15 protein-coding genes are annotated in these 18,536 nt (G+C 44.9%); 7 read left to right on the top strand and 8 right to left on the bottom strand.

The features are described from left to right. Positions 1-43: 43 nt before the first annotated feature. Positions 44-754, top strand: coding sequence for a pseudouridine synthase (locus AABK39_RS07320; protein ID WP_338394268.1), 711 nt, complete (start codon positions 44-46; stop codon positions 752-754). A gap of 29 nt (positions 755-783) precedes the next feature. Here the strand turns inward: AABK39_RS07320 and AABK39_RS07315 are convergent, their stop codons facing one another. Next, complete coding sequence (locus tag AABK39_RS07315) at positions 784-1,758, bottom strand: polyprenyl synthetase family protein (RefSeq protein WP_338394267.1); 975 nt, start codon at positions 1,756-1,758, stop codon at positions 784-786. A gap of 188 nt (positions 1,759-1,946) precedes the next feature. Next, entirely contained in the window at positions 1,947-2,168 is a 222-nt protein-coding gene (locus AABK39_RS07310) for a hypothetical protein (RefSeq protein ID WP_338394266.1), read from the bottom strand. Between the two features lie 236 nt (positions 2,169-2,404). Here AABK39_RS07310 and AABK39_RS07305 point away from each other — a divergent pair, with 236 nt between their 5' ends. Further along, on the top strand, positions 2,405-2,791 hold the full coding sequence (locus tag AABK39_RS07305) for a hypothetical protein (protein WP_338394265.1): 387 nt from the start codon (positions 2,405-2,407) through the stop codon (positions 2,789-2,791). 65 nt (positions 2,792-2,856) lie between these two features. On the opposite strand, the gene ppk1 is transcribed toward AABK39_RS07305, so the two are convergent. Together ppk1 and AABK39_RS07295 are read right to left on the bottom strand one after the other, a co-directional pair. Next, positions 2,857-4,998: a polyphosphate kinase 1 gene (gene ppk1, locus AABK39_RS07300; protein ID WP_338394264.1), complete on the bottom strand. Its 2,142-nt coding sequence runs from the start codon at positions 4,996-4,998 to the stop codon at positions 2,857-2,859. A gap of 228 nt (positions 4,999-5,226) precedes the next feature. After that, positions 5,227-6,855 carry a S41 family peptidase gene (locus AABK39_RS07295; protein ID WP_338394263.1) on the bottom strand — a complete coding sequence of 543 codons (1,629 nt, stop codon included), beginning with the start codon at positions 6,853-6,855 and terminating at the stop codon, positions 5,227-5,229. 220 nt (positions 6,856-7,075) lie between these two features. Here AABK39_RS07295 and ruvX point away from each other — a divergent pair, with 220 nt between their 5' ends. The 3 genes from ruvX to AABK39_RS07280 are packed head-to-tail and all read left to right on the top strand — an operon-like array spanning position 7,076 to position 9,170. Next, on the top strand, positions 7,076-7,495 hold the full coding sequence (gene ruvX / locus AABK39_RS07290) for a Holliday junction resolvase RuvX (protein ID WP_338394262.1): 420 nt from the start codon (positions 7,076-7,078) through the stop codon (positions 7,493-7,495). 8 nt (positions 7,496-7,503) lie between these two features. After that, positions 7,504-8,133: a trimeric intracellular cation channel family protein gene (locus AABK39_RS07285; protein ID WP_338394261.1), complete on the top strand. Its 630-nt coding sequence runs from the start codon at positions 7,504-7,506 to the stop codon at positions 8,131-8,133. Continuing rightward, positions 8,130-9,170, top strand: coding sequence for an aldo/keto reductase (locus AABK39_RS07280; RefSeq protein WP_338394260.1), 1,041 nt, complete (start codon positions 8,130-8,132; stop codon positions 9,168-9,170). The genes AABK39_RS07285 and AABK39_RS07280 overlap by 4 nt, the downstream gene beginning before the upstream one ends. Positions 9,171-9,181: 11 nt before the next feature. Here the strand turns inward: AABK39_RS07280 and msrB are convergent, their stop codons facing one another. After that, positions 9,182-9,703, bottom strand: a complete 522-nt coding sequence (gene msrB, locus AABK39_RS07275; protein WP_338394259.1) for a peptide-methionine (R)-S-oxide reductase MsrB — start codon at positions 9,701-9,703, stop codon at positions 9,182-9,184. 72 nt (positions 9,704-9,775) lie between these two features. Further along, entirely contained in the window at positions 9,776-10,027 is a 252-nt protein-coding gene (locus AABK39_RS07270; RefSeq protein WP_338394258.1) for a hypothetical protein, read from the bottom strand. A gap of 537 nt (positions 10,028-10,564) precedes the next feature. On the opposite strand from AABK39_RS07270, the gene AABK39_RS07265 reads away from it, so the two are divergent. Beyond that, a complete protein-coding gene (locus AABK39_RS07265) occupies positions 10,565-11,851 on the top strand; it encodes a citrate synthase (RefSeq protein WP_338394257.1) in 1,287 nt (428 codons plus the stop codon). 142 nt (positions 11,852-11,993) lie between these two features. Continuing rightward, positions 11,994-12,704 carry a 16S rRNA (uracil(1498)-N(3))-methyltransferase gene (locus tag AABK39_RS07260; protein WP_338394256.1) on the top strand — a complete coding sequence of 237 codons (711 nt, stop codon included), beginning with the start codon at positions 11,994-11,996 and terminating at the stop codon, positions 12,702-12,704. A 12-nt stretch (positions 12,705-12,716) separates the two neighbouring features. Here the strand turns inward: AABK39_RS07260 and AABK39_RS07255 are convergent, their stop codons facing one another. Further along, positions 12,717-15,290 (bottom strand): TonB-dependent receptor plug domain-containing protein, encoded by a 2,574-nt coding sequence (locus AABK39_RS07255; RefSeq protein WP_338394255.1) that lies wholly within the window; start codon positions 15,288-15,290, stop codon positions 12,717-12,719. A gap of 6 nt (positions 15,291-15,296) precedes the next feature. Beyond that, the gene (locus AABK39_RS07250; protein ID WP_338394254.1) at positions 15,297-18,332 is read right to left on the bottom strand and encodes a WD40 repeat domain-containing protein; all 3,036 of its coding nucleotides are present in this window, start codon (positions 18,330-18,332) and stop codon (positions 15,297-15,299) included. Positions 18,333-18,536: the final 204 nt, after the last annotated feature.

The raw sequence follows: 18,536 nt of genomic DNA, 5'->3' as shown, positions 1-18,536 counted from the left end.
TTCGTCCAAAGAATCAATAAAATACGGATCGCAAAACTCAATTATGCTGGAAATTCTCTATAAAGACAATGATATAGTGGCAATAAACAAGCCTAATAACCTCCTAGTCCACAGAACACCGCTAGCAAGAGGAGAAAAACAATTTGCCATGCAAATGCTCAGAGACCAACTCGGCCAGCATGTTTATCCAATCCATAGGATTGACCGCCCCACTTCGGGAGTCCTTCTTTTCGGCCTAAACAAACGTATCACCGCTGAGATCCAGAACTTATTTGAGGAACACCTTACGATAAAAAAGTATTGGCTAATAGCAAGAGGGCATACCCCTGAAAATGACGAGATTAACATTCCGATCAACAGTGAGTATGATGAAACCTTAAGGGATGCGCAAACTATTTTCAAGACAATCGCCCGCACCGAAATCCCGTTTCAAACCTCCAAATTCCCGACATCAAGATACTCATTGGTGGAAGCCCAACCGCTTACGGGAAGGACTCATCAGATCAGACAACACTTCGCCAAGATCAGGCACTATATTTTAGGCGATAGACGATACGGTGATTGCAAACAAAACAAGCTGTTTGACGAGCACCCAGGCAAAGGGCTTCTGCTCCACTCTAGAAGTTTGTCATTCACACATCCGACCACAAAAAAAGAGGTGACTATTACAGCCCCTCTCAGAGATCACTTTAAACGCTCTTTAAAATTTATCGGTCTATCCGAATATTCTCACGAAAACACCGCCGAGGGTTAGCCACCTACCCCTCGGCAGTATTTCAATCTCTATTTATTTCTCAAAATCGTATACTTCACCAAATTCGCTAGAGATTCCTTGTATTCCGAATCGGGGAAACTGCCGAGAATCTCAAGCGCCTCATCATAATACTCCTCCATTTTCTTTTGGGCGTACTCCATCCCCCCCGAATTCTTCACAAAATCGATCACCTCTTTGACCACTTTTGGTTTTTCGCTGAAGTTCTTGATCTGGAAGACAATCTTCTTCCTTTCGGTCCAACTTGCCTGCCTTAAGGCGTAAATAAGCGGCAAAGTCATCTTCTTTTCCTTGATATCAATACCCAAAGGTTTCCCAACTTCCTGTGTACCGTAATCAAAAAGATCGTCTTTTATTTGAAAGGCCATTCCCACTTTCTCTCCGAACAATCTCATCTTCTCCACGTCCTCCGGACCACTTCCGGCCGACGAGGCCCCAGCGGCACAGCACGAAGCGATTAACGACGCCGTTTTTTGGCGAATCACCTCATAATATACATCCTCGGTAATATCAAGTTTACGGGCTTTCTCTATCTGCAACAATTCCCCTTCACTCATTTCCCGCACAGCGGTAGAAACGATTTTAAGCAGATCGAATTCCTCATTTTCGACCGCCAAGAGCAATCCTCTGGAAAGCAAGTAATCACCGACCAATACAGCCACCTTATTCTTCCAAAGGGCATTAATCGAAAAAAAGCCCCGCCGATATTCCGCCTCATCCACAACATCATCATGCACCAACGTCGCTGTATGCAGGAGCTCTATCAAAGCGGCGCCACGATGCGTAGCTTCAACGACACCACCGGCCACACCAGCCGAGAGAAACACAAACATGGGTCGCATCTGCTTCCCTTTGCGCTTCACGATATATCCCATTATCTTATCCAGCAACAACACCTTACTGGAAACCGATGACCGGAATTTTTCTTCAAACAAAGCCATTTCCCCGGCTATCGGCGCCTGTATATCACTCAGTTTCAATCCCATTTCGCTATTCCGAAAAAGTATCACACACGTGCCTTAGAAAGACTTTTATCCCCCGATGCACAAAAACACGGAAACGGACCGACCATTCCGGGAACCAAAAAGGCGCCCCACTTCCTACAGCCTACAAAGAAAACCAATAAAAACTTAAGAGCACTCCGTAATGCGGAAAAACTACGGAAAGACTGGCATCAATTTAACCGGAACGGCGAATCGCTCTGATCCGAAGGTATTTGGGTAATTATCTTGTACACTTCCTCCAAATGTCTGCGCATCAAAAAATCCCTGCGCTCGATCAATTCCTTAAGCGCGGTACTTTTTTCCACCCAAGACAAACTCGTGTCCAACTGAATCTGATTTATCCGGCTCAGGAAATATTCCCGGTTCAATATCCTTTCGGGTTGTGTCCTCATCGATTTCGCATATTAGATGGCGGTCAATCTGCAAAACCGGCCTCTCCAAGAAAAGTTATCGGACTTTACCCATTAAAGAGTGTAGTCTTTAAACCTAATTTCCCAAAACAAATCCACAGGAAAACGCTTAGGGAACAAAGGCCCGGAGATATTCTTGAGTAGGCAAAACATATCCCAGAGGCTCATAAACACGTATAATATATTGATAATCATTCATTAACAAAAGCCAGGGGACAATGATGCAACAGATCGCCAATACCCCATTCTACGAGATCACGTATCTTCCGAGAAAAAACCGGATATATTTCAAGGTCCGTGGCCTCTGGCCAAGCAAAAGGTCCATTCCGAACTATATAATGGATTGGAGAAAAGCGCTGACCGTTACACAGAAGCGTTTCAGCGTGCTATCAGACCTTAGCGACATGGAAGCCCACCCTAACGACATTAAGGAGTTCCATGAAAAAGTCGAAGAGCTACTCAACAGGGCTGGAGTACTAAAAACCGCCGAAGTGCTGGCTGACAACAAGCTACATCCTTTCGAAACGCCTATGAAGGAGACTACAAAATTCGAAACTCTACAGGCGGCCGATCGCTGGCTTGATTATTCGACTGCAACCGCTTAACCCCGAAAGCCGCTTCCTCATAACAAGGAAGCGGCTTTCTTTGGGGGACGCAAACATTTTCTTTCTCAGAAAAGCTTTATGGTCTTCAGTTCTTTTTTTGTCAGATTATACATCTGTTCGTGAAGGTTAAATTCCTCTTCGCCCTCCTCTACTTGGATTTTCCTAAAAGCACCGTCTTCAAGCATCTGATAAGCGTTAACGTTGTCTTTTAGGTTATAATCCAACACACACATCATTTCAGCCCTTACTTTATCGTCCAGCACCAAGAATAACGATTCCAGACGCCTGTCAAAGCTCCTGACCATAACATCGGCGCTTCCGCAATAAACTTTCGGACTTCCTCCATTATGGAAGTAATAAATCCGCGAATGTTCAAGATAATCACCGACAATAGACCGGACCTTAATATTCTCACTCAAGCCTTCCCTGCCCGGGCGCAGGCAACAAATCCCCCTAACGATCAACCGAATTTGCACACCAGCATTTGATGCTTCATAAAGCTTAGCGATTACGTCTTTATCCTGAAGAGAATTCAATTTAATTACCACCCCAGCTTTCTTTCCATTTTTGGCATTTTCAATCTCAACACCAATCAAGTCCAGAAGCTGGTTTCGCATATCGCGAGGAGCCGTAATCAGGTTCTCGTAATATGAGGGATCGGAATGACCGGTGATAACGTTAAAGAACTCCGCAACATCACGAGCGTAAACCTCGTTCGTAGACATCAGCGCCAAATCGGTGTACAGTTTCGCCGTATCTTCGTTAAAATTCCCGCTGGCCATATGGACATAACGGGTTATTCGCTTGGCGGAATCCTTTCGAACAATCAACAACAACTTTGTGTGTGTCTTCAGGTGTGACATTCCGTAAATCACGAAACAGCCAGCATTCTGCAAGCGCTTCGCTTCCCTGAGGTTGTTTTCCTCGTCAAAGCGGGCTTTCACCTCAAAAAGCACAGAAACGTGTTTCCCGTTCTCCAACGCCCGAAGCAATGCCGCAGTAACTCTGGAATTGTCAGCCAAACGATAAATTGTCATTTTGATTGACAAAACTTTCGGATCCTCGCAGGCTCTTTCCAACAAATCCAGAAAAATCTCATAGCTATGATAAGGGCTATGAACCAAAACATCCTTGGTCTTCAATAACTCAAGTATATCCCGATCCTGATCATCTGGTAACGATAAAGACTTCACAGGCTCTCTGAGAGGATTCGCCAAATGCCTGTACTCCGGGTGTTTGACAATCTGCCAAAGGCTGGTAAAATCGATCAGCCCAGCATCGGAAACCGTAAAAATATTATCGTCGTCAATCTCAAGCTTTCCTTTCAACAAGTCAAGCATCCAAACGTCGGCGCCCTCCTCAGTCTCAACACGCACTACTCTGCCCGTTTTTCTGGATTTCAGTTTACTTTTCAGCTCCTCCAAAAAGTTAGTCTCGATATCTTCACTTTCTTCCAGCGTAAAATCACCGTTTCGAGTAATCCTGAAAAGGCTTACCGACATAATCGGGACATTTCGGAACAGCTTATGGATATATTCCCGAATCACGCTCTCGATCGGCACGAAAACCGCACAATCTTCTCTGCGGAGTTCATAGAAACGTGAGAGGTTTTTCGGAATCTGAACCAGAGACAATTTATTCGAGTTCTCATTCCCGCTTTGGTCCTCTGTAACAACCCCAAAAATCAATATCTTATTCAAGAGAACCGGAAAAGTGTGATAGCTATCGAAAGCCATCGGCGTAAGCATCGGGAAGACGGTTTCCTTGAAGTAATTTTTCAGCTCTTTTCGTTCCGAAGCTTCCAGTCTCGACAGGTCCCGTTCAATTCTAAAACCCGCATCCTGAAACATCAAGTCTGAAAGCTCCGAAAAAACAGCATTCTGCCCTTCGACGAACCTCCTAACTTCATGAAACAACTTCTTCTTGAACGTATACTCATCCAACCCGGAATAGTCAGTACGCGATTTGCCGTAGTCGAGATAATTGTAAAGACTACCGACCCGAACCATAAAAAACTCGTCAAAATTCGAGGCGGTAATAGCCAAAAACTTCAACCTGTCCACAAGCGACCTGTTTTCGTTCTTGGCCTGATCCAGCACCCTTTCATTAAACCCCAACCAGCTCAAGTCCCGACTTATCAGGTCACTTTTCTGAATCTGGTTCTCCACCTTTTCGCTTTCTCTGTCGATCATTGCTATCTCTGGCATAAATTTACAAATGAGGAGGCCCAAAAGGCCTGTTAAAAATTACCCGCAACTCACAAAAACACCTCAACTCGATTCGACTATTATTTTTATTCAATTAAAAATAATGAATTTACATAAATGACACAAGGCGCCAATGTCAGATCAAAACCCGGAATCACGCATATACAAGAAAGCCCAGAGCAATCATAGTCTCTGGGCTTTCTCCAAATTTCAGTTTCTGTGTCAATATTAGTCGCTACCCTGCGCCAACTCGTCAGCTTCGTCAAATAAGCCCATTGCCCTTTGGAACGATTCGTTGAGTTCGTTTATCACAGGATAAAACGCCCAATTCCCGTAATTCCTTCTGGCAATTTCCGCCTTAAACCTCAACTTCAGAGATTTTTTCGACTTGTTGAATCCGTCTTCGTCAAACTCAACATCGTGCTTCTTTCCAGCCTTTACAAGATCGTCCAAAACTTTGTCTGACACCTCGTAACTAGCCATAAAGTCAGAGAAAGGCATCTTCTTCAATTTCTTTTCATTCTTTTCGTAGAAATTGATCGAGTACTCACGGAACGCGTTACTGTAAAACACGAGCTCGTTAAAGTAGGCCGAGCTATACGCCGTATCCAATGGCACAAAGTAATCAGGCATAATACCTCCGCCACCGTATACCGTACGGCCTTTCAGCGTCTTGTACTTCAAAGAGTCGTTCAAATGGATACTGTCGGCGTGGAAATACTCACCATGGGCAAAACGGTTCGCTTTGTCCATATAGTAATCATGAAGACCTTTCTCATAAGGTTTCTGGATAGAACGCCCACTTGGCGTGTAATATCTTGAGATAGTCAGACGCAACTCGGAACCGTCGTTTAAAGGAATCGGCCACTGAACCAACCCTTTACCGAACGATCGTCTGCCGACAATCAAGCCACGATCATTATCCTGAATAGCTCCCGAAACAATTTCCGAAGCGGAAGCGGAACCTTCGTCAATCAAAACGATTAAGGAACCTTTCTCGAAAACACCTTTAGCCGAAGAATAAATACGTTGGTTATGCCTTTCGACTTTTCCTTTGGTATAAACCACCAATTTGTCTTTGTTCAGGAATTCATCCGCCATGCGAATCGCCATTTCCATATAACCGCCAGGATTGCCCTGAAGGTCAAGAACAAGCCTGTTCATCCCCTTATCGGTCAAACTGTCAAGCCCAGCTTTAAACTCGTCGTAAGTCGTGGCCGAGAATCGGCTAACCTTGATATAACCGGTTTTGTCGTTAACCATATACGCAGTTTCCACAGAATTCTGAGGAATCTTATCGCGGATAATGTTAAAATCAAGTCGCTTTCCGTTACGGTTTATCCCTACGACTACTTTCGTTCCTTTCTCTCCGCGGAGCACTTCCATAACCTTACGGTTAGTCACCCCGATACCCGCTACGTTTTCGCCATCTACTTCAACAATACGGTCACCGGCCCTAACGCCGAGCTTTTCGGAAGGCCCACCTGTCAGTGGCGACACGACATAAATCGTATCTCGCATAATATTAAACTCGATACCGATTCCGAAAAAATTGCCCGTCAGCTGAGACTTGTTCAACTCTACTTCTTTAGGCGGAATATAAACCGAATGCGGATCCAGTTCCTCCAGCATTTTCGTGATCGCCGTTTCCACCAATTCTTCGGTATCCACAGTGTCCACATAGTACTGGTTCACGTATTGGAGAATGTTCGCAAATTTGTGATAACTGCTAGCCAGATTTGGTTTGTTCGGTTGATTGCCCTGTTTAAGGGAAGCAAACAAAAATCCGGCGCTGACAACGAGTGCCAAGATTATCGGCAAACGCACATGAAAACGAGTGTTCTTTATCTTTCCCACCGCTATTTTCTCTTTTGATTAATAACCCCTAAAATACGGTCAATTTTAAATTTTTTTTATAAAAATACAATCAAATCAACAGTTTTCATACCAACATTAGGCTTTGAAGGATATTATTTTCAAAAGTTTCAAACCAAAACCACACAAGTGGAATAAGGTTGCCTTTCTAGAAGAACGTAAAAACGCGTATTTTCGCCCCTGATTCACAAAACACACTAAAATGGGCAGACTCTTAGCCATCGATTACGGAACAAAACGCGTTGGGGTTGCGGTAAGCGACCCTTTAAAAATCATATCCAGCCCCTTGGATGTGGTCCATTCCAAGGATATCATCAAATACCTCAAGAACTATGTGGCGAAAGAAGACGTTGAAATTTTCATTGTCGGAATGCCTAAAAAGCTTGATAATACGGACACTAACAACACTTCGCACGTAAAAGGATTTGTGAAGCAGCTCAAAAAACAAATCCCTCAGATTCCGGTAGAACTGCATGACGAGCGGTTCACATCGAAAATAGCCATGCGGGCCATGATTGACGGGGGAATGAAAAAGAAGGACCGTAGGGAAAAAGGCAATGTAGACAAAGTAAGCGCCGCCGTGATCCTGCAATCGTACATGGAAGCCAACCAATCGTTTTAACCTCCGAAATGACTCCATTATATTTTCTTGACTTGGCCGGCACATTCGTATTCGCCGTCAGTGGCATCCGCGCCGCGGCCGACAAACGGATGGACTTGTTCGGAGCGTTATTTCTGGGATTTATTACCGCTCTCGGAGGCGGAACGCTAAGGGATATGTTACTTGGCATAAGACCTGTTAGCTGGCTTCACGACCTCAATTACCTTTGGACTATTTTCGCAGCGCTGCTGTTTACGTACACCTTCGATCATACCACGGAAAGACTAAAAAAAACGCTTTTCCTGTTTGACACCATCGGTCTGGGCGTCTTCACCGTAATCGGTGTGGAAAAAGCCTTGGCGCTAAATATTGCGGAACCTTACGCAGTCGCAATGGGCATGGTATCCTCTGTAGTCGGTGGTATAACGCGCGATACGTTTTGCGGGGAAATCCCACTTATTTTCCGAAAAGAAATCTACGCCACGGCCTGCCTTTTGGGTGGCACCACCTTGATTCTTCTGAACGATTCGCTTAATATCACCGGAATGCCAAGTTACGGCATCGTTATTCTTTTTGTAATCGCTATTAGGGTGGTCGCCATCAAGTTTAAACTAAGGCTCCCGACCGTGACTCCCAACGCCTATAAAAACAAATCATGAAATTTAACAAACTCGGAAATTCCGACCTTCTGGTAAGCCAACTGTGTTTAGGCACCATGACCTTCGGTGAGCAAAACACCGAAAAAGAAGGGCATGACCAAATCAATTACGCTCTCACGAAAGGCGTAAATTTTATCGATACCGCAGAACTGTATTCCGTACCCGCCAGAGCGGAAACCTACGGTCGAACCGAAGAAATAATCGGTAGCTGGATAAAGAAAAACAGGAACAAAAGGGAAGACATCATTCTGGCTACCAAAGCCGCCGGACCTAACGACGCTTTCGAATATATGCGCGGTGTCCCAAACTTTTCGCCTCAACACTTAAGAAAAGCGCTCCACCAAAGCCTCAACAGGCTAAAAACCGATTATGTTGACCTTTATCAACTTCATTGGCCGGAGCGCAAAACAAACTTCTTCGGAAAACTGGGATACCAACACGAATCCGACGAAACGGGCACAGATTTCGACACGGTCGTTGACACATTGGCGAAATTTATTAGTGAAGGTAAGATCTCATATTTCGGGCTTTCCAACGAAACGCCATGGGGAACGATGAAATTCATCGAAGCCGCAAAAAAACGAGGCGTCGCCGACAAGCTCGTGAGCATTCAGAACCCATACAGCCTTCTGAACCGTTCATACGAAGTCGGGATGGCCGAGATTTCTATTCGCGAAAAAATCGGGCTTCTCGCCTACTCTCCTCTCGGATTCGGTATGCTGACTGGGAAATATGATGACGCAACTCCCGAAGACGGTCGCCTTTCACTTTTTCCGAAAATGGCCCGTTATAGTGGCGATCTGGCCCGCGAAACCGCCAAACGATACAATCAGTTGGCAAAAGACAACGGTCTCACGCCCGCACAAATGGCCTTGGCGTTTATCAATAGCAGGCCTTTCCTGACAAGCAACATCATTGGAGCCACCACGATGGATCAATTAAAGGAAAACCTCTCAAGCGTCAACATTTCCTTAAGCGACGAAATATTGACATCAATCGAGGAGATTCACAAATCGGCACCAAATCCGGCACCATAAAAAAAGGACGATTAATCGTCCTTTTTCTTTTTATCTTCTTTTCCTTCCTTTTTTCTGAATTCAAGCGCCGCGCTGTTTATACAAAACCGAATTCCAGTTTTGTCCTTAGGCCCATCGTTAAACACATGCCCTAAATGGCCACCACAATCGGCACACAACACTTCCACTCTTTTCATTCCATACGAATTATCCGATTTGTATTCTATCGCTTCCTTTTGGACATCGTAAAAGGCAGGCCAACCACAACCGGAATTATACTTGGTATCGGAACTAAACAACCTATTACCACAACCTTTACAGTAATAATCGCCCTTTTCAAAAAAATGGTCGTACTTGCCCGTAAAAGCTCTTTCCGTCCCTTTTTCCCTTAAGACCCTAAAGGCATTCCCATCCAACACCTCACGCCACTCTTTCTCGGACTTCTCGATTTTATATTTTTTCCCGTCCTTCATTTCTTCTTTTTGTTTCTGCGCAAAGCCTAAATTATTCGTTATCGCTAACAGAATCATTGAATAAAAAGCTATCCATCTCATTGTTTTCCTATTTTTTCCCAACTGAGTTGTACACGAACAAACAATGAAAATGTTGCTTTCTTCAGAAAAACATCACTTATAAACATCCTTAATGTCAATCTCCCGCAAATACGGAATAAGCCCCTTCGTCGCTTCAAAGGCCCTTAATTCGGAAGGCAAATCTTTTCCCGCCTCAAAATACATTTCCGCATAGAACGCTTCCAACCAGAAAAGCTTTGCCACACCCTCTCCGTCCAACTTCCTAGACGACAGAAATTCCCCAAATTCAATAACAAAAGAATAGCGGCACTGCTTCGGCAAGCTCAGAAATTCCTCCAAGGTCATCTTTCTAAATTCAAAACTCCTAAAATTGAATTTTGTCAACATTCATAACCTTAAAGCAAACACAGTTCCAAGTCTCAAACATAATATGTACCCTCTTCCTAACTGCTTCTCGCCGGGTCGCTGGCGTATAATTCACAACACTTCCGTATAATATATGTAACGAAATATTAGCTGATTATTAGATTTTCCCTCCTTCTCCATTTTTATGAGCCACATGGCTTTATAGGTTTTTTCAATAGAAAATCGTAAAACGCAAACGATATTGTTTACCTTTTTCTTCGTGATTTATGTTGTTTTTTATAAATTTGGTGAAAGAAAAGATAGTATATTCTTTACTTAATTAAGGTACGTAGGTGTTTTCCAGCCTGTTGCATTTAACCATCGTCCGGCGAAAGCCATTTTGCGGACTGACCAAACCAAACACCTTCCGGCCCGACATTCGCTATTACACAATCGGCGAATATGACAATACCAAGAAACCTATCCGAACAGCATAGATACTTAGTAACCGAATTAAAGCAAACATAAACTTCTCCTATGTCAAAATTTGCAGAACTTACCGTAGAGGGAAAAACCTACAAGCTACCGATCATTGAAGGTACTGAACACGAAAAGGCTATCGACATCTCTAAATTGAGAGCCGAGTCTGGACTGATCACGTTGGATTCCGGGTTCAAAAACACCGGGTCTACCGCCAGCTCCATTACCTTCCTTGACGGTGAAAAAGGAATACTCAGATACCGAGGCTACGCAATCGAGGAATTGGCCGAAAAGTCATCTTTCCTTGAAGTAGCGCATCTTCTCATCTACGGAGAACTTCCAACCGCCACCGAACTCGAAACTTTGAAAGGTGACGTTAAGAAAAACCAGCTCGTTCACGAGGATGTCAAGACTATTTTGGCCGGATTCCCGTCAAATGCGCATCCAATGGGCGTTTTGTCTTCGTTGGCCACAGCTCAAACCGCATTTTTCCCGGAGTCTCTTGACCCTAACCGCGCGGCCGAAAAAGTAGACATCACTATCCGTCGCCTTCTTGCCAAACTTCCTACTTTCGTCGCTTGGGCGCACACTAAGGAAGCCGGCATGCCTCCGAACTATCCAGACCCAAGCTTGGACTACGTACAGAACTTCTTGAGAATGATGTTCACTGTACCTGGTCAGGAGTACGAAATCGATCCTATCGTTACAGAGGCGTTGGAGAGAATCCTTATCCTCCACGCTGACCACGAGCAGAACTGCTCAACTTCTACGGTTCGTATCGTTGGTTCTTCTCAAGCCAGCCTTTACGCTTCTGTCGCCGCCGGTATTTCAGCCCTTTGGGGGCCATTGCACGGCGGAGCGAACCAAGCGGTTATCCAGATGCTGGAGAAAATTCGCGAAGACGGTGGAGATGTTCAGAAATACATCGAGAAGGCCAAAGACAAGAACGATCCGTTCCGTCTTATGGGATTCGGCCACCGCGTTTACAAAAACTTCGATCCACGCGCAAAGATACTCAAGCGCAACGCCGACGAGGTTCTCAACAAACTCGGAGTTACAGACCCAGTACTCGATATCGCCAAAACGCTTGAAGAGACCGCCCTCAAGGACGAGTACTTCATCGAAAGAAAACTCTACCCGAACGTGGATTTTTACTCAGGCATTATCATGCGAGCTATCGGAATCCCAACGGTTATGTTCCCGGTACTTTTCTCAATGGGACGTCTTCCAGGCTGGATCGCCCAGTGGAAAGAGATGCGCGAGCACAAAGAGCCTATCGGACGCCCGCGTCAAGTATACGTTGGCGAAAACCTCAGGCCTTACGTTCCCGTCGAAAAAAGATAAAAACACCTACTACCCGAAAAAAGCGAGTTGTTTGACTCGCTTTTTTCGTTTTAACAGCTCTCAAACAACCATTTCCTTCTTGCAGTAGTATAGTTTTTCGGAAACAGGTGTATTTTTGCGCATCAAATAAAACAACTGCGATTTGATACTCTTTTACCAACCTGATATCACCAATAAAGAAGGCCTACTCTCCCCTGAGGAATCTTTGCACTGCGTAAAAGTCCTTCGTAAGCAAGTCGGAGACCATATCTTCGTTACCAATGGCAAAGGGGAGCTTTTCGACGCTGAAATCACAAAAGCGGATAAGCGCAAATGCCTCTTCAAGGTAACTAACCGAACCGAAAAGGAAAAAACATGGAACGGTAAGATCGCCATCGCCATCGCTCCGACAAAAAACCTGGACAGAATCGAATGGTTCACCGAAAAATCAGTTGAGATCGGGGTTGACGAAATAAGTTTTTTGCTTTGTCACCATTCTGAACGTAAGCATTTTAAGCTTGACCGAATCGAGAAAAAGGCCATTAGCGCCATGAAGCAGTCCCTAAAATTTGAGAAACCGAAGCTAAACGACCTCACAAAGTTTAAGGAATTTATCACAACGCTTTCCTCTGAATACGATGAGCGTTTTATCGCTTATGTTGACAGAAAAAACCCACACACTCTCAAAGCGTCCCACGTCTCAGGAAAAAACGCATGCGTACTTATCGGCCCGGAAGGCGACTTTTCCACTGACGAAGTAGACCTCGCAATCAATGCCGGGTTTAAAAAAATCAGCTTAGGAAGTAGCAGACTCCGAACCGAAACCGCTGGAATCGTCGCTTGCCACACGCTTCAGCTCCTCAACGAAGCCTAAGCCCGAGCAACATCACTTCGACAGTCTGTAAATAACTTTACCAAAGATTGACGCCTTGGCCTGAGGAATATATGAGGATCTTAACACACCATCTGCACTCAACATTCCCGGGCTATTATAATTTTCGTTAAGCAAGTTTTCTCCGCTTACTTGTAAAGTCAACCCAGGTACGACTTCGTTAAACGTCACCGCGGCATTAAGCTTAACCACCGACGGAAACTCTCCATATGGATTATAATATGAAGAGGTTCCCTCTCCCACTTTTATTTCCGAGATATAATTTGCATTAACGTTAAAATTCAGCTTCTTAAAGAAGAGCATATTCACCCCAAGATTACCGACACTTTCCGCCAAAGCTCCCACATCAACTTTTTCACCGTCTTTCGGCTTGAGCTCTGACTTTGCAAATGCATAATTCGCATATACACTCCAATTCTTCACTCTATAATTCAGAGAGAACATTACCCCATAAACATCGACATCCCCCAGGTTATTAAACTGGTAAAACTCATCAAGCCCTTCTTTTTTCCATTGCTCCCCTATAAACTTTTCATATTTTGTATAATATCCCGTCACGCCCATATTAAAATTCCCGCTCGGAATCAGGGAAATATCAAGCTCATAGTTTCTAGCCATCTGAGCCTCGAGTTTTGGATTATTCCTTTTGCGAGCAAAATCAGTGGAATACAATTCCGCAAACGACGGCGTCTGATAAGCCTGTGAAGCGATAAGCTTAATGATTGCCGGGCCTGGCTTTACAATCAATCCAATCTGATAGGACCATAAATCTCCGAACGGATCCACGCCACGAATATCATCATTATCCCACCTTGCCGACGCCGATAACCTCAGCAACGAAGAAAACTCAAGCTCACCGCTCAGAAACGCTCCAAAAGCCAAGTAGTCATAATCATTATTTTTCGCTCCATAAGCGCTCCCATTCTTCGATGGTGTTCCGTCTGTATCTTTCAAGTAATCGCCTTGAATCGTACCTCCACGAAATTCGCCTCCACCATAAAGCTGTATAGTTTCGGAGAGCCTATATTGAACACTAAGCCTTTCAAAAAATTCTTTACTGTTTTGGAAATAATAATCCGTAGACCAAGCGGAACGGACGCTTGTCGCAAGATCATTCAGTTTTAATGTTCCGTTCGCATAACTGGAAAACGAAGTGTACGCTGACTTTTCGGGAACCTCATTCATTTTAAAATACGAGACATTCTTCACCAACAACTTCCCGAACAAATCTCTGGAAAACAACGAATACAGCATGGATTGCCTCGGTTGCCAAGACGCACCGTTATCCCTTCCGGCCAAAGACAACGACGTCCCGTCGTTCATATTCCCCATGTCGTTAAACACGCCTCTATACCCAAGCTCGATATCCGAAAGCTTTACACTTACATCCAGATAGTACGACTCCAATGAGTTTTTATACCCCAAACGATCCCCTCCAATAATTGTATCCAAAGCGTGTAAATCCCGTTGTCTGGCATTGGACTGGCCCAACAAGGACGGCGCAATACTAATAACTTCGCCCATATCGTTTCGCTCTACATCCAGATTAATATTATTGAGGATATCTTTATAACGTGTAGCGAAAATCTTAGCATCATTTCCAGTAAGCGTCATTTTTGAAGCATAGTCGAAATCTTCGTAAAAAATCGGGCTATACTGAAAGCTAGAATCCCTGGACAAATCCCGCAGGTCAGATCGGAAATACTTACCTGACACTTTCACTTCCACTGATTTAGTTCTCGCTTTAAAAAACAGCTCGCCAAAAGCCTGACCTGTACCGCCGTACCCTCCACTCGCATTGATTAAAAGCTTTTTCCCTTCCTCTAAATCTTTGGTGATAACATTCACAACTCCCGCATACGCCTTCCGGCCAAACAACGCAACCGAAGGACCATAAACAAATTCCACACGGTCTATCCCATCCAAAGGAATGGATGGAACCCATCCCGCTCTCCCTGTGTGCGGGTCATTCTGTTCTACGCCGTCAATAAGAAACAGAATACCTTCGCTTCCGCCTGACCGATATCCCCTATTTGACAATCCGCCATAAACAGAGCCTCCATAATAAGTGAAATCAAACCCCGGGACATCCCGAAAAATTTGAGTAAAGTCCGTATAACCCCGTTCCTCTATTTGCGTATCTTCAATGATCATCACATGTGCCGGAAGCTTAAGGACCTCATCCCTCGCCGATGTCAAAGAAAACACATAATCTTTATGGAGCCCATTCTTTACCTCATCGGTCAAATCCCAAACGGGTTTTGGATCGTCTAGGTCAGGAATAAATTCCGGAACAATTCCGATCAACTTATCCATATATTGTCTGGCCTGATCCAGATCATCCAAAGCAACGTAATTTAACACCATCAAATGGTAAGCTTTCACCATTTGGTCTTCCGTCAACCCTCCATCGGTCAGGCATGGCATAAGCGTCTTCACAGACTCTTCAAAAAGGCCAATATCATAATAATCGTTGGCATCGGAGATTGTCTTACCACCACAAGGGCCTTGTCCCTTTACTGTGACAACGTAACACAACATTAGAAAGAGAAACAGTATTTTCTTCATGGCCGATTAATTCCTATGACGTTTCAAGACATTCACCATATCCTCCGCATTGACATACCACACTTTCACATCGTTCTTTTTCCCGACAGAGTAAAACAGCCTGTTATCACTTGTCGTCTGTATACCGTAAAGCCACCCTTGTTGCGCATCAAAAACAATTGGTTCAGACTTATCTTCCCAGTGCACCAAATGGATTTTGTTGTCCAATGACACGCTAATCATCTTCGGATCATTACCGCCAACATCCCTAACCGCCGTCACTTTGGAAGCGTGCCTAGTTACGGTTGAGATCCTTCCCGTCGTGAAATCAAGGAAGTGAACAACTCCCGAGGCATCTCCAAGCAACAACCCGCTTCTGTCGTGTTTACAAGTCACACAAGAAGCTTGGGGAATGGATGGATATTCTTTTAGCACTGTCGGCATATCATCGCCTACTTGCACTATTGATGCTTTACCATGGCTAGCCAAAATAAACCGGTCATCATGACCTGGGTGACTTGCAACGGCTACAGCATTCGGGATTGGGTATGTCTTAACCAACTCCAATCTTTTCCCTGGCTCTATATCAAGACAATGCAATCCAGTTTTGGTAAGCGCCACTAACCACTTCGCTCCGTCTGTAGTTTGCGTCCAAAGCAATTCTTTGATAGGCAAATCCTCTTTAACCGACACTCCTTTTTCTTGAGTCCCACCTCCTATTCTTACCAAAAAAACTTCTCCCTGGTCAGTCCCACAGTATAATGTACCAGCGTCCGGACCAAAAACCATAGAACGCACCCCACCTTCAACTTGCGCATGACCTGTCAAGACCAAATTATCTCCGTTCCTTTTATAGAACACTATCCCACCTCTCTCATCTCCAGTCACTACCGTACCGCCTTGTTCTGCGACGCAATACACAGGATAGTTATCATCCAAATAGTCCAGCGTTACGGTATTCGATGCTTTTACCGCTTTACGCAAGGCTAAATACATATCGGTATACATTCCTCCGCCATCAAACTTCTCATTGAGGGAATAGGCCTCCAACATCGTGTTTCGCATTTTGGGATACGGCACGCCTGACTTTCTCAATGTCTCCAGTACCTTAACCCTCGAGAGGTCTCTGTACCTAAAAGTATCTGCCTCTGCCTTGGCCAACACGGCTTGATTCGTCGCTTTCTTGGCTTCCTTAGCCGCCACACGGGCCAATCGAGCGTTTTTGTTTGCCTCTTGCGTTGCCCTGTCCGCTTTCTTCTTAGCCACAAAGGCCCTACTCTTGGCTTGTTGTGCTTCCACCAGAGCCTTCTTCGCTACTTTTTTTTCAAACTCCGATTGCTTTTTACTGGATATAGCGTCCTTCTCCGCCCTAAGCGCCCTGTTCCTTGACTCTTCGGCCAAAGCCATTACATGCATCGCTTTATTCTCACTCTTTACGGCTTTCTTTCTTTCTCCCAAAGCATAAATAGCCAGACCAATAGGCAAGATGCTACAGGCCGCAATAGTGATAGCCAGCACTCTCGCACGGGCAACCTTTCTAACCCTTTGCCTTTCCACCGCTTTGGCTTTCTCCAAAGCGTCTATTCGGCTTTGTTCCAGAAAAGCCAACGCTTCCTGAAAGTCTTGTGGATTACCGTACCTCGTCGCCCACTTTTCTTCGGGGCTGTGTTCCTCTTTCCATTGAAGCGCCAATCCTAGTTCAGGATCCTTATACAAACCCGTCTGCCCAGCATCATGTAGCCAAGCATTGTGGGTTAGCCTTAGATATATCTCCGCTTTGTCTTCCTCTTTTTTTCTCCACTCTCCTAGGCGCTTCCATTCGTCTATTATCAAATTGGTAGTAAGGACCACCCGGGAGCTAAGATTTAAGCCTAGGTTTACATTTTCGTCAGAGTCCCCCGTGAGGTTAAACTCAGTTAGTCTATCATCTACCCCGCCTTCGGTGAATATCTTCAGGAAGAATCGGTCTAGTCTCGCATAGGATTTAATTAAATCCACCACCGTATTCTCAGTGGATTCGGAAAGATGGCAAAGCTCTATTACGGTGGGAAGATCTTGATCTTTCTTCTCCATCGAGATGGGAACAAGGCGCCGGAATAATGCCTCCACAACATTTTTCCTTTCATCATCAAGGCTTGTGTACATTCCTTCCAGCTGGGTATCTATAGAGCCTAAAACCGTCCCCACGGTCTCGTACATCTCTTCCGTTAGTTCGGCGTCTTCATCTTTGGCTTTATCCTCAACCCAAAGGCGATACAACCCCAGCATTGTATGCTGTAACCTACTTAAGGAATACGAAGCGCCGTCCAACTCACCCAAAATCCGGTCTTCCAATTCATGGGCTGCGGGTATGTCAAATAGCCTCAAAGGCTTCTTCAACGCCAGCCTCATATCCCGCGAACTCATTGTCGGAATCAGGTGCTGGTTTTGGTTGATGGTTTCGGAGAGGCCGGCCACCATGGAACCTCGCTCCAAAAAATTGGTCCTTAGGGCTACTACTACGTGGATTTGATATATCGACTGCCTAGTTACGGTCAATAAAGAATTAACGAAATTACGGACTTCTTCCCTGTCGGAGTCGGTGCCGGGCTGGCTTACGAAGAGTTCCTCGAACTGGTCTATTATAATCACCAGCTTCACTTTCTCGTCAAAGCCGTTTCTTCGGAGCACCTCCACCAAGCCCGAGGGATTGTCCCGCAGTTCGTTTTCTATAGATATCTTTAGGTTAAGCTCCGTTTCGGAGCCTTTTCGCAACATTTCGGCCATGGCAGTTGACAAGCCACCAAAGGCGTGACGGCCCGGCCAAGCAAACACACACTCCCATCTTTCGCTTGTAAGGCTCTTAAGCTTAGGGATAAGTCCCGCTTGAATAAGGGATGTCTTGCCAGTGTTCGGGGCGCCCACTATAGCGGTAAAGCGGTGATGGCGCACCCTCCCCACCAGGTTATCCACATACTCGTCCCGACCGAAGAAGATATCTTTGTCGGCTTCCTGAAACGGTCTTAGGCCCACAAAAGGTGCCGTAATCCGCTTTTTCTCCTCGTTTGTCTCATTTTCAACCATGAGAATATTAGGCTATGCTTTATCTCAATAGAAATATCAACAATAAAATATCCGTTTAGTTCAATCCAATAGTCAAGCCATACCGCTTCCATATCGGTAAACTAGGGCTTTGACCACACCGCATAGTAGCACCAAACAGCCCGTCAAGGGTTTACTTCGGCAAATAATTGACGTACCTTTGCCACGAATCAGCAATAGGAAAGG

Origin of the sequence: Fulvitalea axinellae (assembly GCF_036492835.1) — a bacterium.
GTDB classification, from domain to species: domain Bacteria; phylum Bacteroidota; class Bacteroidia; order Cytophagales; family Cyclobacteriaceae; genus Fulvitalea; species Fulvitalea axinellae.
The sequence above is the reverse complement of the archived record's forward strand: the minus strand, read 5'-3'. Positions and strand labels throughout refer to the sequence as shown.

Bases quoted from the DNA above. Each gene is read 5' to 3' on its own strand.
- AABK39_RS07320 (WP_338394268.1), top strand. From the start codon at position 44: ATGCTGGAAATTCTCTATAAAGACAATGATATAGTGGCAATAAACAAG.
- AABK39_RS07315 (WP_338394267.1), bottom strand. From the start codon at position 1,758: ATGGGATTGAAACTGAGTGATATACAGGCGCCGATAGCCGGGGAAATG.
- AABK39_RS07310 (WP_338394266.1), bottom strand. From the start codon at position 2,168: ATGAGGACACAACCCGAAAGGATATTGAACCGGGAATATTTCCTGAGC.
- AABK39_RS07305 (WP_338394265.1), top strand. From the start codon at position 2,405: ATGATGCAACAGATCGCCAATACCCCATTCTACGAGATCACGTATCTT.
- ppk1 (WP_338394264.1), bottom strand. From the start codon at position 4,998: ATGCCAGAGATAGCAATGATCGACAGAGAAAGCGAAAAGGTGGAGAAC.
- ruvX (WP_338394262.1), top strand. From the start codon at position 7,076: ATGGGCAGACTCTTAGCCATCGATTACGGAACAAAACGCGTTGGGGTT.
- AABK39_RS07285 (WP_338394261.1), top strand. From the start codon at position 7,504: ATGACTCCATTATATTTTCTTGACTTGGCCGGCACATTCGTATTCGCC.
- AABK39_RS07280 (WP_338394260.1), top strand. From the start codon at position 8,130: ATGAAATTTAACAAACTCGGAAATTCCGACCTTCTGGTAAGCCAACTG.
- msrB (WP_338394259.1), bottom strand. From the start codon at position 9,703: ATGAGATGGATAGCTTTTTATTCAATGATTCTGTTAGCGATAACGAAT.
- AABK39_RS07270 (WP_338394258.1), bottom strand. From the start codon at position 10,027: ATGACCTTGGAGGAATTTCTGAGCTTGCCGAAGCAGTGCCGCTATTCT.
- AABK39_RS07265 (WP_338394257.1), top strand. From the start codon at position 10,565: ATGTCAAAATTTGCAGAACTTACCGTAGAGGGAAAAACCTACAAGCTA.
- AABK39_RS07255 (WP_338394255.1), bottom strand. From the start codon at position 15,290: ATGAAGAAAATACTGTTTCTCTTTCTAATGTTGTGTTACGTTGTCACA.
- AABK39_RS07250 (WP_338394254.1), bottom strand. From the start codon at position 18,332: ATGGTTGAAAATGAGACAAACGAGGAGAAAAAGCGGATTACGGCACCT.